The sequence below is a fragment of the Rhodococcus sp. A14 genome (assembly GCF_011603105.1).
Classification (GTDB): domain Bacteria; phylum Actinomycetota; class Actinomycetes; order Mycobacteriales; family Mycobacteriaceae; genus Rhodococcus_F; species Rhodococcus_F opacus.
The window spans coordinates 19,099-41,032 of the sequence record NZ_JAAOQS010000007.1 but is presented as its reverse complement, the minus strand read 5'-3'; the positions used below and the strand labels follow the sequence as shown (position 1 = coordinate 41,032).

The window sequence follows — 21,934 nt, the reverse complement described above, 5'->3', positions numbered from 1 at the left end:
AGCGCACCGATCGGTTCCCCCGGCCGATCGGTGCGCTGTGTCCGCTCACACGGAGGCGACAGTGCCCGCCAGTTCGTCGGCGAGCTTCCTGGCCACTTCGATGTCCGAAGCCTCGACCATCACGCGTACGAGTTGTTCGGTGCCCGACGGTCGCAGCAGTACCCTGCCGTTGTCGCCCAGGCTGCGCTCGGCTGCCAGGACCGCGTCCAGCACGACCGGAGACGCGGCGACGGCGCGCTTGTCGGCGACCCTCACGTTGACCAGAACCTGCGGGAGTGTCGTCATCGCCGCCGCCAGGTCCGCGATCGGCTGTCCGGTCTCCGCCATCCGGCCCATCAGCCGCAGTCCCGTCAGCACTCCGTCGCCGGTGGTGCCGAAAGCGGGGAACACGACGTGTCCGGACTGTTCGCCGCCCAGGCTGAAGCCGCCGGACCGGAGCCCTTCGAGGACGTAGCGATCACCGACAGCAGTGGTGACCAGTGAGATCCCGGCCTCGCGCATCGCGATGTGCAAACCGAGATTGCTCATGACTGTCGCGACGAGGGTGTTGTCCACCAGTTCACCGGCATCGCGCATGCCCAGAGCGAGGACGGTCATGATGGCGTCACCGTCGATGAGGGAACCGGCGGCGTCGACGGCGAGGCATCGATCCGCATCGCCGTCGTGCGCGAGCCCCAGATCGGCACCGTGCTGCACGACTGCCTTCTGCAGGCTCTCGAGGTGCGTCGACCCGCAGTTCTCGTTGATGTTGAGTCCGTCGGGTTCGGCGTTGATCGCGACGACGGTGGCGCCGGCGGCCCGGTAGGCGGCGGGAGCGACGCCCGATGCCGCGCCGTGCGCACAGTCCACCACCACGGTCAGCCCGTCGAGGCTGTTCGGGAGCGCGGTGGCCAGGTGCTGCAGATACCGTTCCGCGGCGTCGGGCACCGTGCGAACACGTCCGATCCCCGCGCCGGTCGGCGCCCGCCGTGTCGTGGTTCCGGCGGCGACGGCCTCGATGCGGTCTTCCACCTCGTCGTCGAGTTTGTGCCCGCCGGCCGCGAAGATCTTGATGCCGTTGTCGGGCATGGGATTGTGCGAGGCGGAGATCATGACACCGAGAGCTGCGTCCAGCTCCGCGGTCAGGTAGGCCACCGCGGGTGTCGGCAGCACCCCGACGTTCAGAACGTCGACGCCGGCAGACGTCAGGCCCGCGACGACCGCCGCCTCGAGCATTTCACCGCTGGCTCTCGGGTCACGGCCGACCACGGCCGTCTTGCGTCCCCCCGAACCCGGCGACGCCAGCACCGTCGCGGCGGCGGACGCCACCTGCAACGCCAACTCGGCGGTCAGCTCGGTATTCGCGAGACCACGAACCCCATCCGTCCCGAACAATCGACCCATAGACCAGACCCCTCGCACCTAGGAAACCCACTACATCTCGGATAAAGCACGAGAGCAGGCGTCCGGTAACGATGGACGCCTGCTCTCGGGAAGAACAGGTGCCGAAGCCGACCCCGGAGGGCGGCTTCGGCGACACATCAGCGCTTCGAGTACTGAGATGCCTTGCGGGCCTTCTTCAGGCCGTACTTCTTGCGCTCGACGGCGCGGGCGTCACGCGTGAGGAAGCCGGCGCTCTTGAGAGCCGGACGGTCCTCGGGGGTGACCTCGATGAGCGCGCGGGCGATGGCGAGGCGCAGTGCGCCGGCCTGTCCGGACGGTCCGCCACCGTGCAGCAGTGCCACGATGTCGAAGGACTCGGCACGCTCGACCGTGACCAGCGGAGCCTTGATCAGCTGCTGGTGCACCTTGTTCGGGAAGTAGTCCTCGATGGTGCGGCCGTTGAGCTTGAAGTCGCCCGAACCGGGGGTCAGTCGGACGCGGACAACCGCTTCCTTACGACGACCGACGGTCTGGATGGGGCGATCGATCACGATCGGGGCCTGCGGCGCAGCAGCGGCCTCGATGTCCTCGGCGACCTCGGGCTCCTCGACGGACACGTACTCGTCCGCCGCGACCTCGACAGCCTCGGTGATCTCTTCGGGGTTGGACACGTTCTGCTCCTCCGGCGCCGTCACTGGGCCACCTGCTTGATCTCGAATGGCACCGGCTGCTGCGCGGCGTGGGGGTGGTTCGGGCCCGCGTAGACCTTCAGCTTGCTGCTGATGGCGCGACCCAGCTTGTTCTTGGGGAGCATGCCGACGATGGCCTTCTCCACGAGGCGGTCGGGGTTCTTGTCGAGAACCTCACCGACGGAGCGGGACTTCAGACCACCGGGGTGTCCGGAGTGGTGGTAGAGGAACTTGCCCTCACGCTTGTTGCCGCTGATGGCAACCTTCTCGGCGTTGATGATGACGACGAAGTCGCCGCCGTCAACGTGCGGTGCAAAGGTGGGCTTGTGCTTGCCGCGCAGCAAGTTGGCTGCCTGGACGGCAAGGCGGCCGAGCACCACGTCAGTGGCGTCGATGACGTGCCACGTGCGGGTCACATCTCCGGCCTTCGGGGTGTACGTAGACACAGAACTTCCTCGTCTTGTTCAATCCGCTGCTGGCCATTGCGTATCGTCGAGCGATTCTCGGCGGCCAGTTGAGACCCGAGAACCGCCAGCCACTGCGACACGAGGACGCAGCGGCGCACGGCACGCCAACGGAGAACAATACCGGTCGGTGAGGCCCAGGGTCAAAACTCACTCGGCGAGCGCATCGGCGAGCTGTTCGACCGCCCAGGTCAGCTCGTCCCGTTCGATCACCAGCGGCGGGGCGATGCGGATCGTTCCTTCGTGCGCGTCCTTCGCGAGGACCCTGCGCGCCAGGAGTCTTTCACAGATCGTTCGCGCGGACGGCATACCGTCGGCCAGCTGCACACCGGCCCACAGTCCGCGCCCACGCACCTCCGACACGTGGTCGGGGGGCAGTTGCGACAGCATGCTGTGCAGGTAGGCGCCCAGCTCACGGCTTCGCTGCTGATATTCGCCGGTCTCGAGCAGGTCGACGACCGCGCTCCCGACCGCGCAGGCGAGGGGGTTGCCCCCGAACGTGCTCCCGTGCTGTCCGGGGCCGATCACCGCCATCACCGGCCAGTCGGCGACGACGGCGGAGACCGGCATCAAGCCACCCCCGAGCGCCTTGCCCAGGACGTACACGTCGGGGGTCACGTTCTCGTGGTCGCACGCGAACGTGTCGCCGGTCCGCCCGAGCCCGCTCTGGATCTCGTCGGCGATCATCAGGATCCCGCGACGGGTGCAGATGTCCCGGACCGCCGTGAGATAGCCGGGCGGTGGCACCAGCACTCCGGCCTCCCCCTGGATCGGTTCGAGGAGCACCGCCACGGTGTTCTCGGTGATCGCGGCCTCGAACGCGTCCGCGTTCCCGTATTCGACGGACGCGAAGCCCGGCGGGAACGGACCGAATCCGGTGTACGCGTCCGGATCGGACGAGAACCCGACGATCGAGATGGTGCGGCCGTGGAAGTTCCCGGCACACGTGATCACCTCGGCACGTCCCGGTGGCACTCCCTTGACGTCGTAACCCCATTTGCGGGCCAGTTTCAGCGCGGTCTCCACGGCTTCGGCGCCCGTGTTCATCGGCAGCACGGCTTCTTTCCGGCACAGCCGGCTCAGGTCCTCGCAGAAGGACGCGAACCGATCGTGCTGGAAGGCGCGGCTGGTCAGGGTGAGCCGGCCGAGTTGTTCGCTCGCCACCCGGACGAGGGTGGGGTGTGCGTGGCCGAAGTTGAGCGCCGAGTATCCGGCGAGGACGTCGAGGTAGTCGACGCCGTCGATTCCCTTCACCCACGAGCCCGCGCCCGACTCGATCACGACCGGCAGCGGCGAGTAGTTGTGTGCGCTGTGTTCGTCGGCCCTGCTCAGCTGCTCACGCGTGGCATCCGACACGGAAACGACACCGTCCGACATTGCTGGTCACCCCTGATCTTCCGCGATCCGGAGCCTGCGGAAGCCGCGGAGCTCCAAAGTGCTGCATTTGATTCCACCACCGGATTTGAGGAATTCCGAGTAGTCGACCGGCACGGGCTCGTACCCGCGGGCGGACAACTGGTCGGCAAGGTGTGAAGCCTGGACGGGTAGCACCACATTGGCGCCGTCGCTGACCAGGTTCAGTCCGAGCCAGTCGGTGTCCGTCTCGGCCGCGATCACCGCGTCGGGATACATCTGCTCGAGCAGAGCGCGACTGTCCGGCGAGAACGCCGCGGGCAGGTAGGCGATGGTCGAGTCGTCGAGCACACCCAGGGCGGTGTTGAGGTGGTAGTAGCGGGGATTCACCAGGTTCAACGTGATCACCGGGCGGCCGAGGTGCGCCGAGGCCTCGGCGTGCGACCGCGGGTCGGACCGAAATCCGGTTCCGGCGAGGATCACGTCGCCGACGACGAGGAAGTCGCCCTCCCCCTCGTTGACGTACCGCGGCAGGGTGGGCCTGATCAGCCCGTTGTCCGAGAACCACCGGAACACGTGTTCGGCCTCGGCCCGCCGCTCGGCGGAGCGGTAGCGGGCGCCGAGCGCGACACCGTCGACGACGAGTCCGCTGTCGGTGACGAACACCATGTCCGGAAGTCCCTCAACCGGGTCGATCGTGAGGACCTCGTGCCCGAGTCGCCGGTAGGTGTCCGCGAGCGCCGACCACTGCGACATCGCACGATCCCGGTCCACGGGTTCCTCGGGCCGCATCCAGTCGTTGATGGCATAGACGACGTCGAAATACGTGGGCGGGCACATCAGGTAGCTCCGCGAGTGAGCATGCCGCGGGACGCGGGCGGCGGCGCCCGGCACCTCCGTCGTCTCCTCGTACGGGTTCTCGGACTCGATACCAGCAGTGGGCGCCATCTCCACTCCCCCTCGATCGGTGTCGGTGAAATCAGTATCCACCCACCAAAAGGCCTGATCAATGCGCTAGCGTTCCATCACATGGATGATTCGTTGCGTCTGGACGGGCTCGATCGGCAGATCGTTGCGCGGCTGGAGCGCAACGCACGGTCCAGCTTCGCCACCATCGGCGCCGAGGTCGGCCTGTCCGCACCCGCCGTGAAGCGTCGGGTCGATCGACTGGTCGAGTCCGGGGTGATCACCGGATTCCATGCGGCGCTCGATCCGCGTGCTCTCGGCCACGGCGTCGAGGTGTTCGTCGAGTTGTACTGCAGCGGCCGCACCTCGGCCGTCGAGATCGCACGGATCGTGTCCCGCCACGCCGAGGTTCAGGAGGCGTACACCGTCACCGGCGATGCCAACGCCCTCCTCCGCGTCCGCACCACCGACACGGCACACCTCGAACGCACGCTGGAGAATCTGCGGTCGGAGCCGGCCGTCCTTCAGACCAAGAGCAGCGTCGTCCTCAGCCGGCTGATACCGCCCGCCGATTGATCCACTCGCTCCACCGTCGGAGACGACAGTGCCCCAGCAACCGTGGATTGCTGGGGCACTCGACGTGTCACGCGAAGATCAGAGCCACGCCGTGGCGTTCCGGTCTTCCGCAGTCTGCATGTCGACGGCGCCGTCCTGGACGACCTTCGAGATCGTCTGCAGAACCTGGAGCAGATCCTCGTGGGAGCTGTCCCACTTCGCCTGCACAGCTTGGTAGTTCTCCCGCGCACCGCTCTCCCACTGCGCGACGAGCCCGTTGACGTAGCCCCGGAGCTCGTCATGCGTCTCGCGCAGCTTCGCCTCGTTCGACTTGATGTCGCTCGCCAGCGCCTGCAACTCGGCAAATCCGTACTTCAATGAAGACATTCGGTGCTCCCCTCGAGCGTGGTAATTGTTGTCGGCGCCGGCGTCAGATGTCGAGCGATCCCGAAGCTCCGGCCGCATGAATCGCGTCCTGGTTGGCCTGCTCGGCGGCGTCGTATCCCTTGCCGTTCTCGCGGATCTTCACCGCAATCTCGTCCAGCGAGTCCTGCATGCGGCGCGCAGCGTCTCCGTACCGCGCCATCAGCTCCATGAACGCCACCTGGGCTCCACCCTGCCAGGCCGAAGACGACTCCTCGCAACGGCCCTTGAGGCTGTTGATCGTGCCCTGCAGCTGGCTGTTCACCGTCTGCACGTGATTGGCCGCGACCTCCATCTGGCCGACATCGGTAACAACTCCCGCCATTGTGACTCCTTCTGTTCTCGGTGCGGCGGCCCCCTCTGGACTGCCCGCATTCACCCCTACACAAGATTGGACGCATCAACCGCCCAATCGGTTCCACCACGGTGGAAGTTTTCTCGGCGACGAGAAAGGGGTCACCGAACTATCACCAGTGACCGCACGACCTCTTCGCACACGCTCTCGATCGACTCCCACTCCTCCGCCAGGAACTGACAGCCGACGCTCACCTGGAGGTCGCGTTCGACGAGTACGTGCCACCGCACCACGGAGCTCGCGTCGGGAAACTCGCTGTACGCGATGCCGGGTCGACCTCCGAAGACGACATCGCGCTCCAGTTCGCCGAACAGCTCGGGACGGCCACGCTGCGCAATCTTCGCCGCGAGCGTCACCGCCACTTCGTCGTATCCGGAATCCTCTCGAACCGCGTTCTGCGTGATGATGATTCGCCTGTCGGCTCCCCCCGCAGGCACCAACTCCACTCGCGATCCGGAAGAAGCCGACGCGGCGGGCGCCCGCTCCTTCCACCCACTCGGCAGTGTCACGCGAATTCCGCCCACCTCGAGGTCCGCCGCCGCGGTGGCGGTCGTGGTGGCCGGCACCGCGGATCGGGTGGTCGTCGTGACCGGAGCCGCCGGTGCCGCACTCGCGTCCAGAGCACGGACGGATTCGGTGCCGGTACCGGGCTCCCGAAGAGTGAACACGAGAACAGCTCCGACGACGACAGCCAGCACCGCAACCACCGCGAAGAACGTCGGCCGCGTGCTCCGTCGGTCACCGCGCTCCGATCCCTGCAGCGCCGGTTCGAGCCAGTTCGCCTGCGGCACAGCCATCGTGGTCAGCTCGTCCGAAGAGTCGACCAGGCTGGACGCGAGTGCGCGCGCGATCTCTTCACCGGTGACGATCCGGACGTCGGCGTTCGGGGACGCGTGGGCGATCACGGCGTCACGCATCGTTGTGCGCTCCTGCGACTCTCCGCCGCCGGTCAGGAGTATTCCGTCGACCGGCCGATCACCGCGGGCTCGCGCACCGAGTTCCACTATCGCTGTCGCCCACTCCTCGATCCCCTCGTCGGGGCAGAGCGACGGATCGTGCTCGCATTCGACGACCCGGTATCCGCCGACCTCGCCGACCACGTAGCTGGCCGTTGCACCCACGGTCCGGCTTTCGAGCACCACCCATCGGCCACCCGACACCGCAGCACCCTCGGCCGCCGCCACGGCAACGGGAACCAGCACCGTGTCGGCGGCAACGCGCGACCCCGCGTCGGACAGCGCGTTCCGCCTCGCGGAACCCCACTCCGTCGGGTGTGACAGCACTGCCGTCGCGATCGGCGCCGCCTCCCCCGCACCGTCGATCACAGACCGGAACATCGATGCCAGGGCGTCGGACACCGCGAGAACTCCGCCATCGACGTCGACGTACTCGTCGTCGACGAAGCACAGCGGCGTCATCTCGTGAGCTGCCGTCGTCACGCCCTGAGCGCAGGACCACATGCCGGATTCAGTGAGATGAATCGCGACCGACGACATCACAGCGGCGGCATCCACGCGAGCTGGATCAGGCCGGTACCCGCACGGTTGACCAGCGTTCCGCGCCCGGGAGGCATCGCACTCGGACGAACGGTGCCGATGAGATTGCCCTCCTCCCTGTTGCCACTCATCACGAGGCCCGTCGACTGCAGATCGCGCAAGCGTGCGATGACCGGTTCGTACATTGCCCGTGCCGCACCGCCGGAGCGGCGCGCGATGATCAGGTGGAATCCGATGTCGCGGGCGTGCGGCAGGAATTCGACGATCGCGGCGACCGGGTTGCCGCTCGAGGTCACGACGAGGTCGTAGTCGTCGATGACGACGAAGACTTCGGGTCCCGACCACCAGGACCGGTCGCGCTGCTGCTGGCGATTGAAGCCGGGGCCTGGCATGCGTCCCTTCAGCAGGATCGCGAGGTCCCTCATGTTCGTCGTCAGCACGTCCTCGGACGGCGCGTACGAAGCCAGGTGCTCCGTCTCGACGACGCCGAGCATCGTGCGCCGATAGTCGCCGAGAATGATCTTCGCCTGTTTGCTCGTGTTCGATGCCATGATGCCCTCGCAGATGTTCCGCAGGAGGGTCGTCTTTCCGCATTCGGTGTCGCCGAACACCAGGAAGTGGGGCTGCTCGGCGAAGTTCAGGAACGTCGGAGCCAACTCCGCCTCGTCGAGACCGATCGGAATCTGCAGACAGGCCTGCGCCGGATCGAGGTAGGACGGCCACCCCCCGGCCGCATGGAGCACGTCGTCGCGGGCGATCTGTGCAGGCAGCATTCGCACTGCCGGCGCGGGCCGGCCGTGTGTCGCGGCGGCGATGAACGACACCGCGTACGCCACACCGGATGCCAGGTCGGTCGGATCCGAGCTCCCGTCGATCCTCGGCAACCCGACGAGCAGATGCAGGCTGTCGCGGGTCATGCCGCGTCCGGGTCGGCCTTCGGGAACGAGTGCCGCGGTCTTCCGACCGAGGTCGGAATCCGAGGGATCACCGAGGCGCAGCTCGATCCGAGTGCCGAGCTGATCTTTGAGCGCCGGCCGGACCTCGCCCCACCGTGAGGCGGTGAGCACGACGTGCACACCGTACGACAACCCCTGGGACGCAAGGTTGGTGATTTGCTGTTCGAGAGCCTCGAAGTCCTGACGAACGCTGCCGAAACCGTCGATCACCAGGAAGACGTCCCCGAACGGATCCTGCGCGACCCCGGCCGCCGCGCCGCCGCTGCCGGGATCGGTGGCGCGCAGTCGCCGGAACTCGGCCATCGACTCGACCCCGAGTTCGCGGAAACGCTCCTCGCGCTGACGCACGATGGTGTTCATCTCCGCGATGGTGCGACGCACCCGATCGACGTCGAGGCGGTTGGCGACCGAGCCGACGTGCGGCAGTCCCGACAGTCCGGCGAGCGTGCCACCACCGAAGTCGAGGCAGTAGAACTGCACCTGCTCCGCGGAATGGGTGGCAGCCAACGACGTGATGAGCGTGCGGATCGCAGTCGACTTGCCCGACTGCGGCCCGCCCACCACCGCCATGTTGCCGGTGGACCCGGACAGATCCACGACCAGGGGGTCGCGCCTCTGGTCGTAGGGCCTGTCGATGATTCCGATCGGTGTGCGCAGCGAGCTCAGCGCGGGAACCGGTTCGGCGAGAACCGACCTCGGCAGCATCTGGTCGAGGCTCGGCGCGGCGTCGAGCGGCCGGAGCCACACCTCATGGGCTCGCGGTCCGCGACCCGTGATCCGTTCGACCACGACGTCCATGGTGGTGCGGATCTCCGTCGGCTCCTCGGCCAGGTGGAGCGACTGGGGTTCGTCGTGGATCTCGACGACGTCGAGCGCGACCGGTGCAGCCGTGAAGATCTTGGGCCGCAGCTCGACAGCCGCCTCACCCGGCCGTCGGACACTGTCTTCCCGGCTGCCCTCGTAGGTACCGGACACGTACGAGGCCTGGAAGCGGACGATCTCCGCGGAATCGCATTTGAGGTATCCGGCACCCGGGGTCGCGGGCAGGTGGTAGGCGTCCGGAACGCCGAGCACCGTGCGCGATTCGTTGGCCGAGAAGGTCTTGAGACCGATGCGGTACGACAGGTGGCTGTCGAGCCCCCGCAGTTTGCCCTCCTCGAGCCTCTGACTCGCCAACAGTAGGTGGATGTGCAGCGACCGGCCGAGCCTGCCGATCGCGACGAAGAGGTCCGCGAACTCGGGCTGCTGACTGAGCAGTTCGGAGAATTCGTCGACGACGATGAACAATGCGGGCAGCGGGTCGAGGTCGGCGCCCGCCTGGCGGGCCTTCTCGTATTCGGTGACGTTCGCGAAGTTCCCGGAGGAGCGCAGGAGTTCCTGACGCCGATTCATCTCCCCGGCGAGTGCGTCCCGCATCCGGTCGACCATCGCGAGTTCCTCGGCCAGGTTGGTGATCACCGCGGCGACGTGCGGAGCCTCCTCGAGTCCGAGGAACGTGGCGCCGCCCTTGAAATCGACGAGGACGAGGTTGAGCGCGTCGGGCGAATGCGTCGCGATCAGGCCGAGCACCAACGTCCGCAGGAACTCCGACTTACCCGAACCGGTGGCCCCGATACACAGGCCGTGTGGCCCCATGCCGTTCTCGGCCGACTCCTTGAGGTCGATCTCGACCGGGTGGCCGTCCACTCCGACACCGATCGGGACCCGCAGCCGGTCGCGGCCCTGGCGGGGCAGCCACGCGTGATCCGGGTTGAGACGGCCGACGTCGCCGATCCCCAGCATCTGGCTCCACGTCTGCACCGGCTGATCGTCGTCGCCCGCGTCCACTGCCGTCTGCGACGCCGTCCGGTACGGCGCGAGTCGCCGGGCCAGCGTTTCGGCCTGATGAGCGCTGACGAGGTCTGCTGTCGCGAACATCTCCACGCCCGCTCCGCTGCGGGCGCCGAGGGATCCGTCCTGCGCCACCAGCTGGAGTCCTCGTGTGGCCGTCAGTCGCGGGCAGAAGCCACTGATGTCGAGAACGGAGACCGAGTCGACCCCGCCGTCGGTGATCATCCCCGATTCGCCCTCCAGAATCCCACCGTCGACGACGATGACGAACTGCGGGACACCGGGGGCGGCGGGAGCATTGCGCGAGAATCGGTTTCGCATCGACAGCTGGGGGCCGAGCGAAGATTCGAGTTCGAGGATCGAGCCGTAGATCATGCGGGACGAACCGACACCGTCGGACGAATCCGGATGCTGCGCGTGCGGCAGCCACTTGGCCCAGTCCCACTCGTGCTCGGTGTCGGGGCCGCACACGACGGCGACGAGGAGGTTGTCCGGGCCGTGGAATGCGCACAACTGCATGAGCATCGACCGCACCAGGGACCGTGCCGTACCGCGTTCCCCATCCACGGAGATGGCCGCGAAGCCGCGCAGCGACACTGCAGTGGGCAGATCCTGAACGACGGAGTGCGCGCGGACGAAGCGACGAAGCGACACCGCGGCAACCGGTTCCAGATCCTCCACCGGTCCGGTCTCCGGTGCGATCAGGCGGGTTGCGAGGCGCTGGCTTCCCCGGCCGACGCGCACGTGGCAGTAGTCGGGGTCGGTGATGCGGCGCTCCCACATGCGCGCCGTGCCTGCGATGGTCCACAGCAGACCGGGTTCGGGGTGACTCCAGTCGAGCGCCTTTCGCTGCTGCTCGGCGGTCTCGTCGACGTCGCGGCGCAACTGATCGAGGTAGCGCAGGTAATCTTTGCGGTCTTCGTTGGCCTCCGCCGCTTTCGGGCCGCCACGGCCGCCACCGGCGAGCATGCCGAGCATCGACACCATCATCATGACGGGAAAGAGCATCGACATCGGATTGCGGGCCATGCCCGACGAGAACATCAGGGCCATCATCCCGACCATGGCGACGACCATGACCACGGGAAGGAGCTTGGTCAGAAGGTTTCCCGGTACCAGGCGTGGAATCTCGGGCGGAGCCTGCAGACTCACTTCGCCGCCCGGGATACGCGGTACTTCCCGTCGCGCCTTGCGCACGAACCGAATAGTGCTCACTACTCGCCCCCCATGACTACAACCGCCCCGAAAAAACCGTGCAGCCGATCCGATCCCGGAACTCCGGGTCGCCCCCCTGGGCTCGATCCGCGAAGTCAGACACTAACCCATGAATGGCGATCGGGCATATAGAAGGTCCGCGCCCCTGCCGGACACTGGAGGCGGCGCTCGCGGTGTCGTAAGGTCACCGGTGATCAAATCGGATGACGATCTGTGACCGGTCGTCGATCGGTGTCGTAACGGCGCAGATGGGGTTGTGCGTCGCAGAGTTGGGGGAAATCGCAGTGTCCATCACCCATGACGAATCGCGGGGATCCGCCTCGTCCACCCGTCCCGGTGCCGCAGCAGATCTCTGCCGGATCACCGTCCTGTCGACGCATTCGCAGGTCGACATGGCCGTGCCGTTCGGTGTGCCGCTGGCCATCCTCGTTCCGGGCATCGTCGACACCATCCGCACCCATCGCAGTACCAACGACTTCGACGACTCGCTCGAACAGTACGAACCCAGCGAGTGGGTTCTCGCGAAGATCGGGCACTCGCCGCTCTCGACCACGCTGACGTTGCACGAACACGGAATCCGCGACGGTGACCTCCTCGTACTGCAGAGCGTGCACGCCAGCGCGCCACCGCCGCTGTTCGACGACATCATGTACAACGTGGCGATCGCCGACGCCGAAGGCGACCGTGAGTGGACCCGGGGTTCCGCACGGGTCGTAGGCTCCGTCGCCGCGGTACTCGGCACCGTCGTCGGATCGTTCGCGCTGCTGTGGTCCGGAGCGGGGACCGAAGGATTCCTGGGGGCGGGATGTGCACTCGCGGCGGCCCTACTGTTCCTGATCGCCGGCGCGGTCACCGGTCGAATCTACGGCGACGCGGCAAGCTCCGTCGTCCTCAGCGGATGCGCCGTTCCCCTCTCGTTCGCCGCGGGGATGCTGTTCGTGCCCGGCGGTCTCGGCGCTCCGCACCTGCTCCTCGGACTCGTGCTGGCGGGAACCACCGCCGTTCTTGCGCTGCGACTGGGCGGTGTCGGACTGCGATTGTTCACGGCCCTGTCGGTGACGTCCCTGTTCGGTTCGCTCGCCGCCCTCGTGGCGACCCTGTTCGGCAATCCGGTTTCCGCTGTCGGCGCAGGTGTCGTGGCGGCGGCGCTGATCGGACTCGCCTTCTCGGCACGGGTATCGATCGTGCTGGCGAAGCTTCCACTGCCTCCCGTCCCGGCGCCGGGCACCTCGGTCGATCCGTCCGAGGACGACCCGGATGACGAGGTGACGATGCCATCGTTCGACTCTCTGGCACAGCGTGCGGCACGCGCCCGCAAGTACCTCACCGGTCTGGTCTGCGCGATGACGGTACTCGCCGTTTCCGGCGCCCTCATCGCGGCGCAACCTGGTGTGTCCGACGGAATCTTCTGGCCCGGGCTCTCTCTCGCCGTCGCCACCGCCGCCGTCCTGATGTTCCGAGGACGCACGTACAGCAGCGCCGAGCAGGCGGTACCGCTGATCGCGGGCGGGGTGACGATACTGGTTCTGCTGCTCACCGCCGCGGCCGTTGCCGTGCCCGACTTCGCCATCGCCTCGTTCGCCGTCGCGATCCTGTTCGCCGTCGGTGGGCTGGTACTGGGAATCCTCGCCCCCCGCCAGACGTTCTCACCCGTGATGCGACGGGTAGCCGAGCTCATCGATCTGGCGGTGATCGCGTCGATCGTTCCGCTGGTGTGCTGGGTGACCGGTCTCTACTCGCTGATGCGTGGACTGTGAGGCGCCGGCTCATCCGCGTAGTCCTGGCCACCGCGGTCGTGGCAGTCACCGCCGCCGTGGGTCAGGGCGGCGCCTCTGCTGTCGTGCCCGCTCCCGTGGACGCCGGGCTCATTCCACCGAAGGACAGCACGAAGGTCGAGAAACGCCGGCCGTGCAAAGACGCTGTGCGCGTGCCGGACGGTCCCGACGTTCCGGTTGCCCAGCGCGATCTCGACTTTCAATCGGTCTGGCCGATCACCCGGGGCGCCGGTCAGATCGTCGCGGTGATCGACACCGGCGTCTCCCCACATCCGCGACTTCCCGGCCTCATGGACGGCGGCGACCTCGTGGGGACGGAGACCGGCACGGTCGACTGCGACGCGCACGGCACGCTCGTCGCCGGGCTGATCGGCGCCGCTCAGGTTCCCGGTTCCGGCTTCTCCGGTGGTGCACCGGATTCCCGGATCCTGTCCATCCGGCAGACGAGTAGCGCGTACAACGCCGCAGGCCAGGCCGATCAGGTCGACAACGCGGGCAACTCGGTCGGCGGATACGGGAACGTTGCGACAATGGCGACGGCGATCCGGCGTGCAGCCGACTCGGGCGCCACGGTCATCAACATCTCCGAGGTCGCGTGCAAGACCGCCGCCGAGGGAATCGGCGATGGCGACCGGTACCTGGGGTCGGCCGTGAAATACGCCGTCACGGTGCACAACGCCGTGGTGGTCGCGGCGGCAGGGAACTTCGGTTCGGGAGAATGCAAGCTTCAGAATCCGGCACACGATCCCCTCCGTCCCGGCGCCGATCTGTGGGACTCCGTCAGCACCATCGCCAGTCCCGCCTGGTACGACGACTACGTGCTGACCGTCGGCTCCGTCGAGGCGAACGGATCACCGAGCGAGTTCAGCCTGGCCGGCCCGTGGGTCGACGTGGCAGCTCCGGGATCCGGTCTGACATCACTGCATCCGAGCACGGGCGACCTGACGAATACGACGTACGGCGTGCAAGGCAACGCGGAGCCGGTGAAGGGCACGAGTTTCGCCGCGCCGTACGTCTCGGCGACCGTCGCACTGGTCCGCTCACGGTTCCCGCAACTGTCCGCACAGCAGGTCATGGCCCGGATCGAGGCCACAGCGCATGCGCCGGCGGAGGGGTGGAATACGTCTGTCGGGCACGGGATCATCGATCCGCTGGCCGCAGTCACCGCCGACGTTCCCCTCGACGGTGCCACCGTCGATCAGTCGACTTCCGTCGCGGTCGAGGCGCTCCCGGCCGCTGCTCCCCCGGATCGTCGACCGCGCAACATCGCTGTCGCGGCAACAGGAACGCTGGGCGCCCTACTCGTGCTCGGCGTCCTGGCGTCGTTCCCACTCCGCCGGCGGTTCCAGTCGGCGACCGATCGGCGCTGACCGAACCCGCTCAGTTGGACCCTGACGCGACAGCGGCCGGGGCGGCGTCCGGTGCGACCCCGTCGTGCGCGACGAGTGCCGACGACTTCCCGAGCGCCGGGCCCTGCGCCAGGAGGCCGAGAATCTGCCAGGGTGCGAGGGGACGGGCGCCGTCGACGCCCAGTGCCTCGGCAGACTCCTTATCTGGTAGACCGAACCGGACTCCCGTGTCCGCGACGAAGAAGGTGCTGTCGCGTCGCGTGCTCGTAGCCTCGATGCCGGTCGACTGCACGAAACCGCTCGTACCCGGCTGCACGTACACCGAATCCGCGTTGTCGCCCGCGTCGTCCGCCTGGGCCAACTCGACCGCGCGAGCATCGCCCGGAATCGGAAGGGTGCGACCCGCTACCAAGGACAGCTCGGCCGCCGGACCGCTCGCGCTCGTGTCGTCCGCTGCACGGATTGGCTGCCAGGACAGGCAGCTCACGGGACTTTCGGCGGCGTCGACGATTTTCGGTGCCGACTCCGGGAAGCTGTTCACCGCAATCTGTTCCACGGAAGGGATTCGCTTGGTGGCGTCGGGCATGATGCTCGACATCTCGGTGTCGCCGTGCGAGTCCGACAGGAAAATCAGGTTCGCGACGGCCGAGCTGATCTTCTGGATTCCGTCGCGGAGTACCACGTAGTGCGTGGTCTCGGAGCCGATCAGTACTTGGAAGACCGATCCCACGACCTTGTCCTGCAACGGATAGCGTGGGCTGCTCCCGGCCCCCGGGATGACGGGCGCGGCGAGCGGCGGTACTTCGGGGATGGCATTGACGAAACCCTTGCTCACCGGGCGTGATCGAGCGCCTTCGAGGTCCAGCGCGCGGGTGACCGCCGGATCGTCCAGATCGATCTTGGCGCGCTTCCCGCCATAGATCAGGTACGACGCATCGGGGGTCGACGCGAGCAACGCCTGATCTCCCGTAAGAGTCCCGCCGCCCTCGGAGCTCTCCGTCTCGCCGACGATGACCGATGTTGTGACGGGACGATTTCCGTCGGCCCCGATCGAATCGCACACCGTCCACGCTGTCTTCGCCGAGGGGTCCCCGGCCGGCAGCGCGGACGGCGCGCCGGGAATCCCGACGAGGGCACCGCGGGGTCGGGTGTCGAGTTCGGATTCCTTGACGATCACCGGATTCTCGGACTTTCCGACTATGAGCCGCGCGGACGCGAGATTCAGGACGGGACGAAGTGTGTCGCCCATGACCACGAACATCGCGCCCGAATCCTTGCCGACGACGATCGACGCGTCGCCGATCTTGTCCTGCGGACGGAACAGCGCCAGCGCGGCGCAGCCGGCGAGTCCGAGCGACGCGATCACGACCCCCACCGCGAGTGCGCGCGACTGCGACCGCATGGGGTCGTGCAACATTCGGACGTCGCGACGCACCAGGGCGTGCTCCATCCGTCTGACCAGAAATCGATACCCGTTGACCTGCCACCGGGTGGTGGGTGTTACAGCCATTGTTCCTCCCCCGTGCTGCACAGCGCTCGGGGTGACACAGTACAGTTCCATCGACAATCTTCACGGCGGACGGGTACGGGTCTGCTGGGTTCAGGTATTCGGGGGAGGAACCATGGACCGTTCGCGCGTCACACGTCGGCCGTCGTCTCTTCGGTTTTCGGCGACCGAGATGATCGTTGCGCAACTACTGGGGGTGACCGGCGGCGTCGTGGCCTCGCTGTGCGGGTTGGTGTGGTGGGGCGCCGTCGTCGTCGCGTTCGTCCTCGTTCTCGCCGCGCTCGTCCGCGTGGGCGGCTGGTCGAGCCTGGACTGGGCCCGGACGTGCTGGCGATATTGCACCAAACCCGTTCGGACGCAGTCCCGCACCGTCGGTTTCCAGGCACCGACAGGTCAGTCCGTCGGGCTCCGGTGGGACGGTGGCAGCGTGGTCGCCGTCGTCGAGGTACTTCCTCCCGCGGGGAGCCTCACGCAGATCACCCGGGACGGCTTCCAGACGACGCACGAACTCCCGACCGACGCGCTCGCCGCGTGTCTCGTCCAGCACGACATCTCGCTGAGCGGAATCGACATCGTCAGCCACGGTTATCGCGCCGCGGCCGGCTCCCCCGCAACCGATGTGTACGACAGGCTGGTCGGCCCGCTGCCGGCGACGGCGACCCGGATGGTCTGGCTCGCCCTGCGATTCGACGCCACGGAGAACGTCGCTGCCGTGGCGCGGCGTGGCGGCGGCGAGGAAGGCGCGTCGCGCGCCATCACGATCGCGGCAAGTCGCGTCGTGCGTGCACTGGCCGATTCAGGATGTCGCGCGCGCATTCTCACCGCCCCAGAGATCGAATCGGCCGCGCTGCAGATCAGTCGGGGCGTCGATCCGAAGACCTTCACGGAGACATGGAAGCATGCACCGCTGCCCGGCGTGTGCAACACCGGCTACGGCGTCGACCCGCGCTACCTGACGCGAGACCTGCTCGCGAAGCTCTGGGTTCCGTCGAGCCTCGGCACGACCGTGACGATCCGGCTGCGCCCCAGCGGACACGACGGGCAGGTGAAGGTCGGTGCGGCCTGCCGGGTGACCACCCGGACGATGCCCGAACCGCTCACGATCCCCGGGCTCATCTCGATGCAGGGCAGGCACCGGGACGGGCTGCTGGCCAACCTTCCCGTCGCGATGTCGGACCTCGACGACGTGATGCCGTTGACCGACATGTCCGTCGAGGACCTTCGTGCGCTGCAGTTGCCCCCAGCGGGGTGCGGCCAGCTCATCGGCTCCGACGACTACGGTCACGGAATCACCGCTCGCATCGCAGGTCCCGGCGTCGGCATGGTCTATGTGGCGGGCGAGCTGTATCTCGCCCAGCAACTGGTGTTCCGCGCCGTCGCGACCGGCGCCCGCGTGCTCATTCACACCGATCGGCCCGACGCGTGGTCGTCGTTGATCGACTCCATCGCCACGCCCGACCGGTTGCGCCTCGCCGGCCACAATCCGCAGTCCGACAACAGGTTCAACACCGTCGTGTTCGACGGCGTCAACGCGCTGCCGCCCCGCGCCGGGGTCACCGCGATCTACCTCTACGGAGAACCGAGCCAGTGGCCCGGTGCCGAACCGGACCTGTCGATCGTCCAACCGAATGCGCTGGGCGACCGCATTCTTCTATCGACCGGAGGGACGAGCATCGAACTGATGCTGGTCACGATCTCGTCCGAGACGGCGTTCATCGGCCGGCCTCGCGCGGTGGACGAGTACGTGCCGGTGCACCAGTTCTAGCCGGGGTACGGGGTGGTCCCGCGCTGAACACGGACCGCGTCGGCCCACCATACGAGCTGCGCGAGCATGCGGTCAGCCGAGTCGATGGCGGCGCCGTCGGTCGTCTGCCCCTGGTCGTCGAATCTCTTGCGCACCCGGTGGAAACTCACGCTCTGCCGCACCGACACCATGTGCAATTCGGCCACCACCTGGCGCAGCTGTTCGGTTGCCCGGAGTCCGCCTGCCAACCCGCCGTACGACACGAAACCGATGGGCTTCGAGCGCCATTCGTGTTTGACGCTGTCGAACGCGGTCTTCAGCGCCGCAGGGTAGCCGTGGTTGTACTCGGAGGTGACGGCCACGAACCCGTCGGCTCTGCCCACTCGCTCCCGGAATTCGTCCGTCACCGGGGATGCGCCGAGATCCTGCGGCAACGGCGTGTCGGCGAGATCGATGATGCCCACGTCCAGTCCCGGGTAGGCGCGGGCACGTTCGGCGAACCAGCCGGCGACGACGGGAGCGATCCGACCCACTCTGACGGATCCGATGATGATCTCGATCCGGACGGGTGCGACTGCGGTCATGAACAGGCTCCTTCTCTTCCGGAGCCATCGTAGGTGCTGACGCCTCCGCAACCGCGGTGGCGATCGACGCCGCGGGTTCCGGTCAGTCGCCGCAGCAGCCGCCCGGCACGGTCCTGACGTCCCGGGTGATCTCGTTGCGTGCCGCCAGATCCGCGTCGTCCGGGTAGTCGACGCGCACCAGGGACAGTCCGTGCGCCGGGGCCACCAGGATCGAACTCGACCGCGACTTCTCGCGGAGGAGTCCTTCGATCCAGTCGAGGTCGCGACGTCCCTCCCCCACGGCGAGAACCGCACCGACGAGACTGCGCACCATCGACCAGCAGAAGGCGTCGGCGCTGACGAAGGCCGTGAATACGTCGCCGTCGCGCTTCCAGTCGAAACGTTGGAGATCGCGAACAGTCGTGGCGCCTTCCCGGCGTTTGCAGAACGCCGCGAAGTCGTGCAAACCCAGCAGCGTCGCGGACGCCGCGCGCATGAGTTCGAGATCGAGGACCTTCGGATACGACACGGTGTCCCGGGCTCGGAGCGGATCGGCGCCGTAGGCCGCCGCCGTGAGGCGGTACTCGTAGTGCCTGCGCATCGCGGAGAACCGCGCATCGAAGTGTTCGGGCGCGAAGGCGATCTGTTTGATCCGCACGTCCTTCGGCAGGAACCGTGCGAGCCTGCGGACGAGCCGGGACGGGTCGTCCGGCACGGCGTCGAGCGGAACGTCGACGTGCGCCACTTGCCCGGTGGCGTGGACCCCGGCGTCGGTGCGCCCCGCCACCGTGAGTTGCAACGGTGCGCGCAGGACGGCGCCGAGCTTCTCCTCGATCTCCCCGCACACCGTGCGCAGCCCGTTCTGGCGGGCCCACCCGGAGAACTCCGTTCCGTCGTACGCGATGTCCAGGCGCAAGCGACGGGTCTCATACGAAACGGGCCCGCCGTCCCTCGAGGGGACGACGGGCTCGTTCGATTCAGCGTGTGCCGAAACCAAGTGGACTAGTCCTTCTTGGCCTCTTCGGCCTCGGGGGCGTCGGCCGCGGTGGCGGTCTCGTCCTCGATGGCCTCGACGACGGCGTCAGCGTTCTCGACCTCGGCGTCGGTTGCCTCGGCCTCGACGGCCTCGACGACGTTCTCCTCGGCGGGAGCAGCAGCCGGCGCATCCTTCGATGCCTTCACGCGACGAGCGCGGTCGGCCTCGGAGGTGACGGTCTTCTCCTTGACGAGCTCGATGATCGCCATCGGCGCGTTGTCGCCCTTGCGGGGGACCGTCTTGATGATGCGGGTGTAGCCGCCGTCACGATCGGCGTAGAACGGGCCGATCTCCGCGAACAGGGTGTGCACGACATCCTTGTTGCGGATGACCTTCAGAACCTCACGACGGTGAGCCAGGGTTCCGGCCTTGGCGTGCGTGACGAGCTTCTCGGCGTACGGGCGCAGGGCCTTGGCCTTGGACTCCGTGGTGGTGATGCGGCCGTGCTCGAAGAGCGCGGTAGCCAGATTGGCGAAGATCGCCTTCTGGTGCGAAGCCGACCCGCCGAAGCGGGCACCCTTCTTGGGCTTGGGCATGATGATCTCCTAGTAAAGGACCGTGAGCTACAGCTGTTCGGTCTCGGCGTAGTCCTCGGTGCCCTCGGCATCACCGAAGGAACCGGCGTCCGTGTCGCTCCACGTTCCGGTGGCGGCGTCGTAGCCGGCAACGGTGGTGGGATCGAAGGACGCGGGGCTGTCCTTGAGGGCCAGGCCGAGCGAATGCAGCTTGACCTTCACCTCGTCGATGGACTTCTGTCCGAAGTTGCGGATGTCGAGCAGATCGGACTCGGTACGGCCGACAAGCTCACCGACGGTGTGAACACCTTCGCGCTTGAGGCAGTTGTAGGAACGGACCGTCAGGTCCAGGTCCTCGATGGGCAGTCCGAACGAAGCGATGTGATCGGCCTCGGCGGGCGAGGGTCCGATCTCGATGCCTTCTGCTTCGACGTTCAGCTCACGGGCCAGGCCGAAGAGCTCAACCAGGGTCTTGCCCGCCGAAGCGAGCGCGTCCCGAGCGGTGATGGAGTTCTTGGTTTCCACATCGAGCACGAGCCGATCGAAGTCGGTGCGCTGCTCGACGCGGGTGGCCTCCACCTTGTAGGTGACCTTGAGCACCGGCGAGTAGATCGAGTCGACCGGGATACGGCCGATCTCGGCGCCGGACGCCTTGTTCTGGACGGCGGGGACATAGCCGCGACCGCGCTCGACGACGAGCTCGATCTCCAGCTTTCCCTTGTCGTTCAGGGTGGCGATGTGCAGATCCGGGTTGTTCACGGTGACGCCGGCCGGGGGCACGATGTCGCCTGCAGTCACGGCGCCGGGGCCCTGCTTGCGGACGTACATGGTGACCGGCTCGTCCTCTTCGGAGCTCACGACGAGGCCCTTGAGGTTCAGGATGATGTCGGTGACATCTTCCTTCACACCGGGAACTGTGGTGAACTCGTGCAGAACGCCGTCGATGCGGATGCTGGTGACAGCAGCGCCGGGAATCGACGAGAGCAGCGTGCGGCGGAGCGAGTTGCCGAGGGTGTACCCGAAGCCTGGCTCGAGGGGCTCGATGACGAACTTCGAGCGGTTGTCAGCGATGACCTCTTCGGTCAGCGTGGGTCGCTGAGAAATGAGCATTGGAGTTCCTCCTGTACGGGCGTCCGCTATTTGACGCCCACGATGGGAAAGGCACTTCGTGCCCGTGCGCCTTTCCGGTAGTCGGAACTACCGGAAAGGCGCACGAGCCGTCAGGCCTACTTCGAGTAGTACTCGACGATGAGCTGTTCCTGCAGAGGAACGTCGATCTGCGCACGCTCGGGAAGCTGGTGAACCAGAACCCGGAGACGTCCACCGACAACCTGCAGCCAACCCGGGATCGGGCGATCACCCTGGGTCTCGCGCGCGACCTGGAAGGGAAGCGTGGACAGCGACTTGTCCTTGACATCGATGATGTCGTACTGCGAGACGCGGTAGCTGGGGATGTCGACCTTCTTGTTGTTCACAAGGAGGTGGCCGTGGGTGACCAGCTGACGGGCCTGGCGGCGGGTGCGAGCCAGTCCGGCGCGGTACACGACGTTGTCGAGACGCGACTCCAGGATGCGGAGCAGGTTCTCACCGGTCTTACCGGGGCGGTTGTTCGCCTCCTTGTAGTACAGGCGGAACTGCTTCTCCATGACGCCGTAGGTGAAGCGAGCCTTCTGCTTCTCCTGCAGCTGGAGCAGGTACTCGCTCTCCTTGATCCGCGCGCGGCCGTGCTGGCCCGGCGGGTAGGGACGACGCTCGAACGCCTGGTCGCCTCCAACGAGGTCGACGCGCAGACGACGCGACTTGCGGGTGATGGGTCCGGTATAACGTGCCATTTTCTTCTA

19 protein-coding genes are annotated in these 21,934 nt (G+C 67.1%); 4 read left to right on the top strand and 15 right to left on the bottom strand.

Going from position 1 to position 21,934, the window contains the following annotated elements:
* Nucleotides 1-45: 45 nt before the first annotated feature.
* The 5 genes from glmM to ddaH form a co-directional block, all read right to left on the bottom strand.
* Nucleotides 46-1,383 carry a phosphoglucosamine mutase gene (gene glmM / locus G9373_RS06005; RefSeq protein WP_005253877.1) on the bottom strand — a complete coding sequence of 446 codons (1,338 nt, stop codon included), beginning with the start codon at nt 1,381-1,383 and terminating at the stop codon, nt 46-48.
* A gap of 137 nt (nt 1,384-1,520) precedes the next feature.
* Nucleotides 1,521-2,057, bottom strand: coding sequence for a 30S ribosomal protein S9 (gene rpsI / locus G9373_RS46255; RefSeq protein ID WP_005239729.1), 537 nt, complete (start codon nt 2,055-2,057; stop codon nt 1,521-1,523).
* Nucleotides 2,054-2,497, bottom strand: coding sequence for a 50S ribosomal protein L13 (gene rplM / locus G9373_RS05995; protein WP_005239728.1), 444 nt, complete (start codon nt 2,495-2,497; stop codon nt 2,054-2,056). Before rplM ends, rpsI begins: the two co-directional genes overlap by 4 nt.
* 168 nt (nt 2,498-2,665) lie before the next feature.
* Entirely contained in the window at nt 2,666-3,892 is a 1,227-nt protein-coding gene (gene rocD, locus G9373_RS05990; protein ID WP_120659336.1) for an ornithine--oxo-acid transaminase, read from the bottom strand.
* A 6-nt stretch (nt 3,893-3,898) separates the two neighbouring features.
* A complete protein-coding gene (gene ddaH, locus G9373_RS05985) occupies nt 3,899-4,816 on the bottom strand; it encodes a dimethylargininase (RefSeq protein WP_081276425.1) in 918 nt (305 codons plus the stop codon).
* Nucleotides 4,817-4,897: 81 nt separating this feature from the next.
* Here ddaH and G9373_RS05980 point away from each other — a divergent pair, with 81 nt between their 5' ends.
* Nucleotides 4,898-5,350: an Lrp/AsnC family transcriptional regulator gene (locus tag G9373_RS05980; protein WP_005560697.1), complete on the top strand. Its 453-nt coding sequence runs from the start codon at nt 4,898-4,900 to the stop codon at nt 5,348-5,350.
* 78 nt (nt 5,351-5,428) lie between these two features.
* On the opposite strand, the gene G9373_RS05975 is transcribed toward G9373_RS05980, so the two are convergent.
* From G9373_RS05975 to G9373_RS05960, 4 genes are all read right to left on the bottom strand, one after another.
* Nucleotides 5,429-5,716, bottom strand: coding sequence for a WXG100 family type VII secretion target (locus tag G9373_RS05975; RefSeq protein WP_005253873.1), 288 nt, complete (start codon nt 5,714-5,716; stop codon nt 5,429-5,431).
* A gap of 43 nt (nt 5,717-5,759) precedes the next feature.
* Nucleotides 5,760-6,077 carry a WXG100 family type VII secretion target gene (locus G9373_RS05970; protein WP_005253872.1) on the bottom strand — a complete coding sequence of 106 codons (318 nt, stop codon included), beginning with the start codon at nt 6,075-6,077 and terminating at the stop codon, nt 5,760-5,762.
* A gap of 131 nt (nt 6,078-6,208) precedes the next feature.
* Nucleotides 6,209-7,546: a type VII secretion-associated protein gene (locus G9373_RS05965; RefSeq protein ID WP_240482661.1), complete on the bottom strand. Its 1,338-nt coding sequence runs from the start codon at nt 7,544-7,546 to the stop codon at nt 6,209-6,211.
* Between the two features lie 56 nt (nt 7,547-7,602).
* Complete coding sequence (locus G9373_RS05960) at nt 7,603-11,604, bottom strand: type VII secretion protein EccC (RefSeq protein WP_043786914.1); 4,002 nt, start codon at nt 11,602-11,604, stop codon at nt 7,603-7,605.
* 284 nt (nt 11,605-11,888) lie between these two features.
* Here G9373_RS05960 and eccD point away from each other — a divergent pair, with 284 nt between their 5' ends.
* Both eccD and mycP read left to right on the top strand, forming a co-directional pair.
* Entirely contained in the window at nt 11,889-13,361 is a 1,473-nt protein-coding gene (gene eccD / locus G9373_RS05955; RefSeq protein WP_054245431.1) for a type VII secretion integral membrane protein EccD, read from the top strand.
* Nucleotides 13,358-14,749: a type VII secretion-associated serine protease mycosin gene (gene mycP / locus G9373_RS05950; protein ID WP_005560709.1), complete on the top strand. Its 1,392-nt coding sequence runs from the start codon at nt 13,358-13,360 to the stop codon at nt 14,747-14,749. Before eccD ends, mycP begins: the two co-directional genes overlap by 4 nt.
* A 10-nt stretch (nt 14,750-14,759) precedes the next feature.
* On the opposite strand, the gene eccB is transcribed toward mycP, so the two are convergent.
* Nucleotides 14,760-16,238: a type VII secretion protein EccB gene (gene eccB / locus G9373_RS05945; RefSeq protein ID WP_043786916.1), complete on the bottom strand. Its 1,479-nt coding sequence runs from the start codon at nt 16,236-16,238 to the stop codon at nt 14,760-14,762.
* 112 nt (nt 16,239-16,350) lie between these two features.
* Here eccB and eccE point away from each other — a divergent pair, with 112 nt between their 5' ends.
* Nucleotides 16,351-18,000 (top strand): type VII secretion protein EccE, encoded by a 1,650-nt coding sequence (eccE, locus tag G9373_RS05940; protein WP_054245371.1) that lies wholly within the window; start codon nt 16,351-16,353, stop codon nt 17,998-18,000.
* Here eccE and G9373_RS05935 read toward each other — a convergent pair.
* From G9373_RS05935 to rpsD, 5 genes are all read right to left on the bottom strand, one after another.
* Nucleotides 17,997-18,563, bottom strand: coding sequence for an NAD(P)H-dependent oxidoreductase (locus G9373_RS05935; protein WP_005560715.1), 567 nt, complete (start codon nt 18,561-18,563; stop codon nt 17,997-17,999). The two genes, eccE and G9373_RS05935, sit on opposite strands and share 4 nt — an antisense overlap.
* Before the next feature lie 82 nt (nt 18,564-18,645).
* Nucleotides 18,646-19,539 carry a tRNA pseudouridine(38-40) synthase TruA gene (truA, locus tag G9373_RS05930; RefSeq protein ID WP_206031630.1) on the bottom strand — a complete coding sequence of 298 codons (894 nt, stop codon included), beginning with the start codon at nt 19,537-19,539 and terminating at the stop codon, nt 18,646-18,648.
* Nucleotides 19,540-19,544: 5 nt separating this feature from the next.
* Nucleotides 19,545-20,114 (bottom strand): 50S ribosomal protein L17, encoded by a 570-nt coding sequence (rplQ, locus tag G9373_RS05925; protein ID WP_005239685.1) that lies wholly within the window; start codon nt 20,112-20,114, stop codon nt 19,545-19,547.
* 27 nt (nt 20,115-20,141) lie between these two features.
* Entirely contained in the window at nt 20,142-21,203 is a 1,062-nt protein-coding gene (locus tag G9373_RS05920) for a DNA-directed RNA polymerase subunit alpha (RefSeq protein ID WP_005239684.1), read from the bottom strand.
* 116 nt (nt 21,204-21,319) lie between these two features.
* Complete coding sequence (gene rpsD / locus G9373_RS05915) at nt 21,320-21,925, bottom strand: 30S ribosomal protein S4 (protein WP_005239683.1); 606 nt, start codon at nt 21,923-21,925, stop codon at nt 21,320-21,322.
* Between the last annotated feature and the right edge of the window lie 9 nt (nt 21,926-21,934).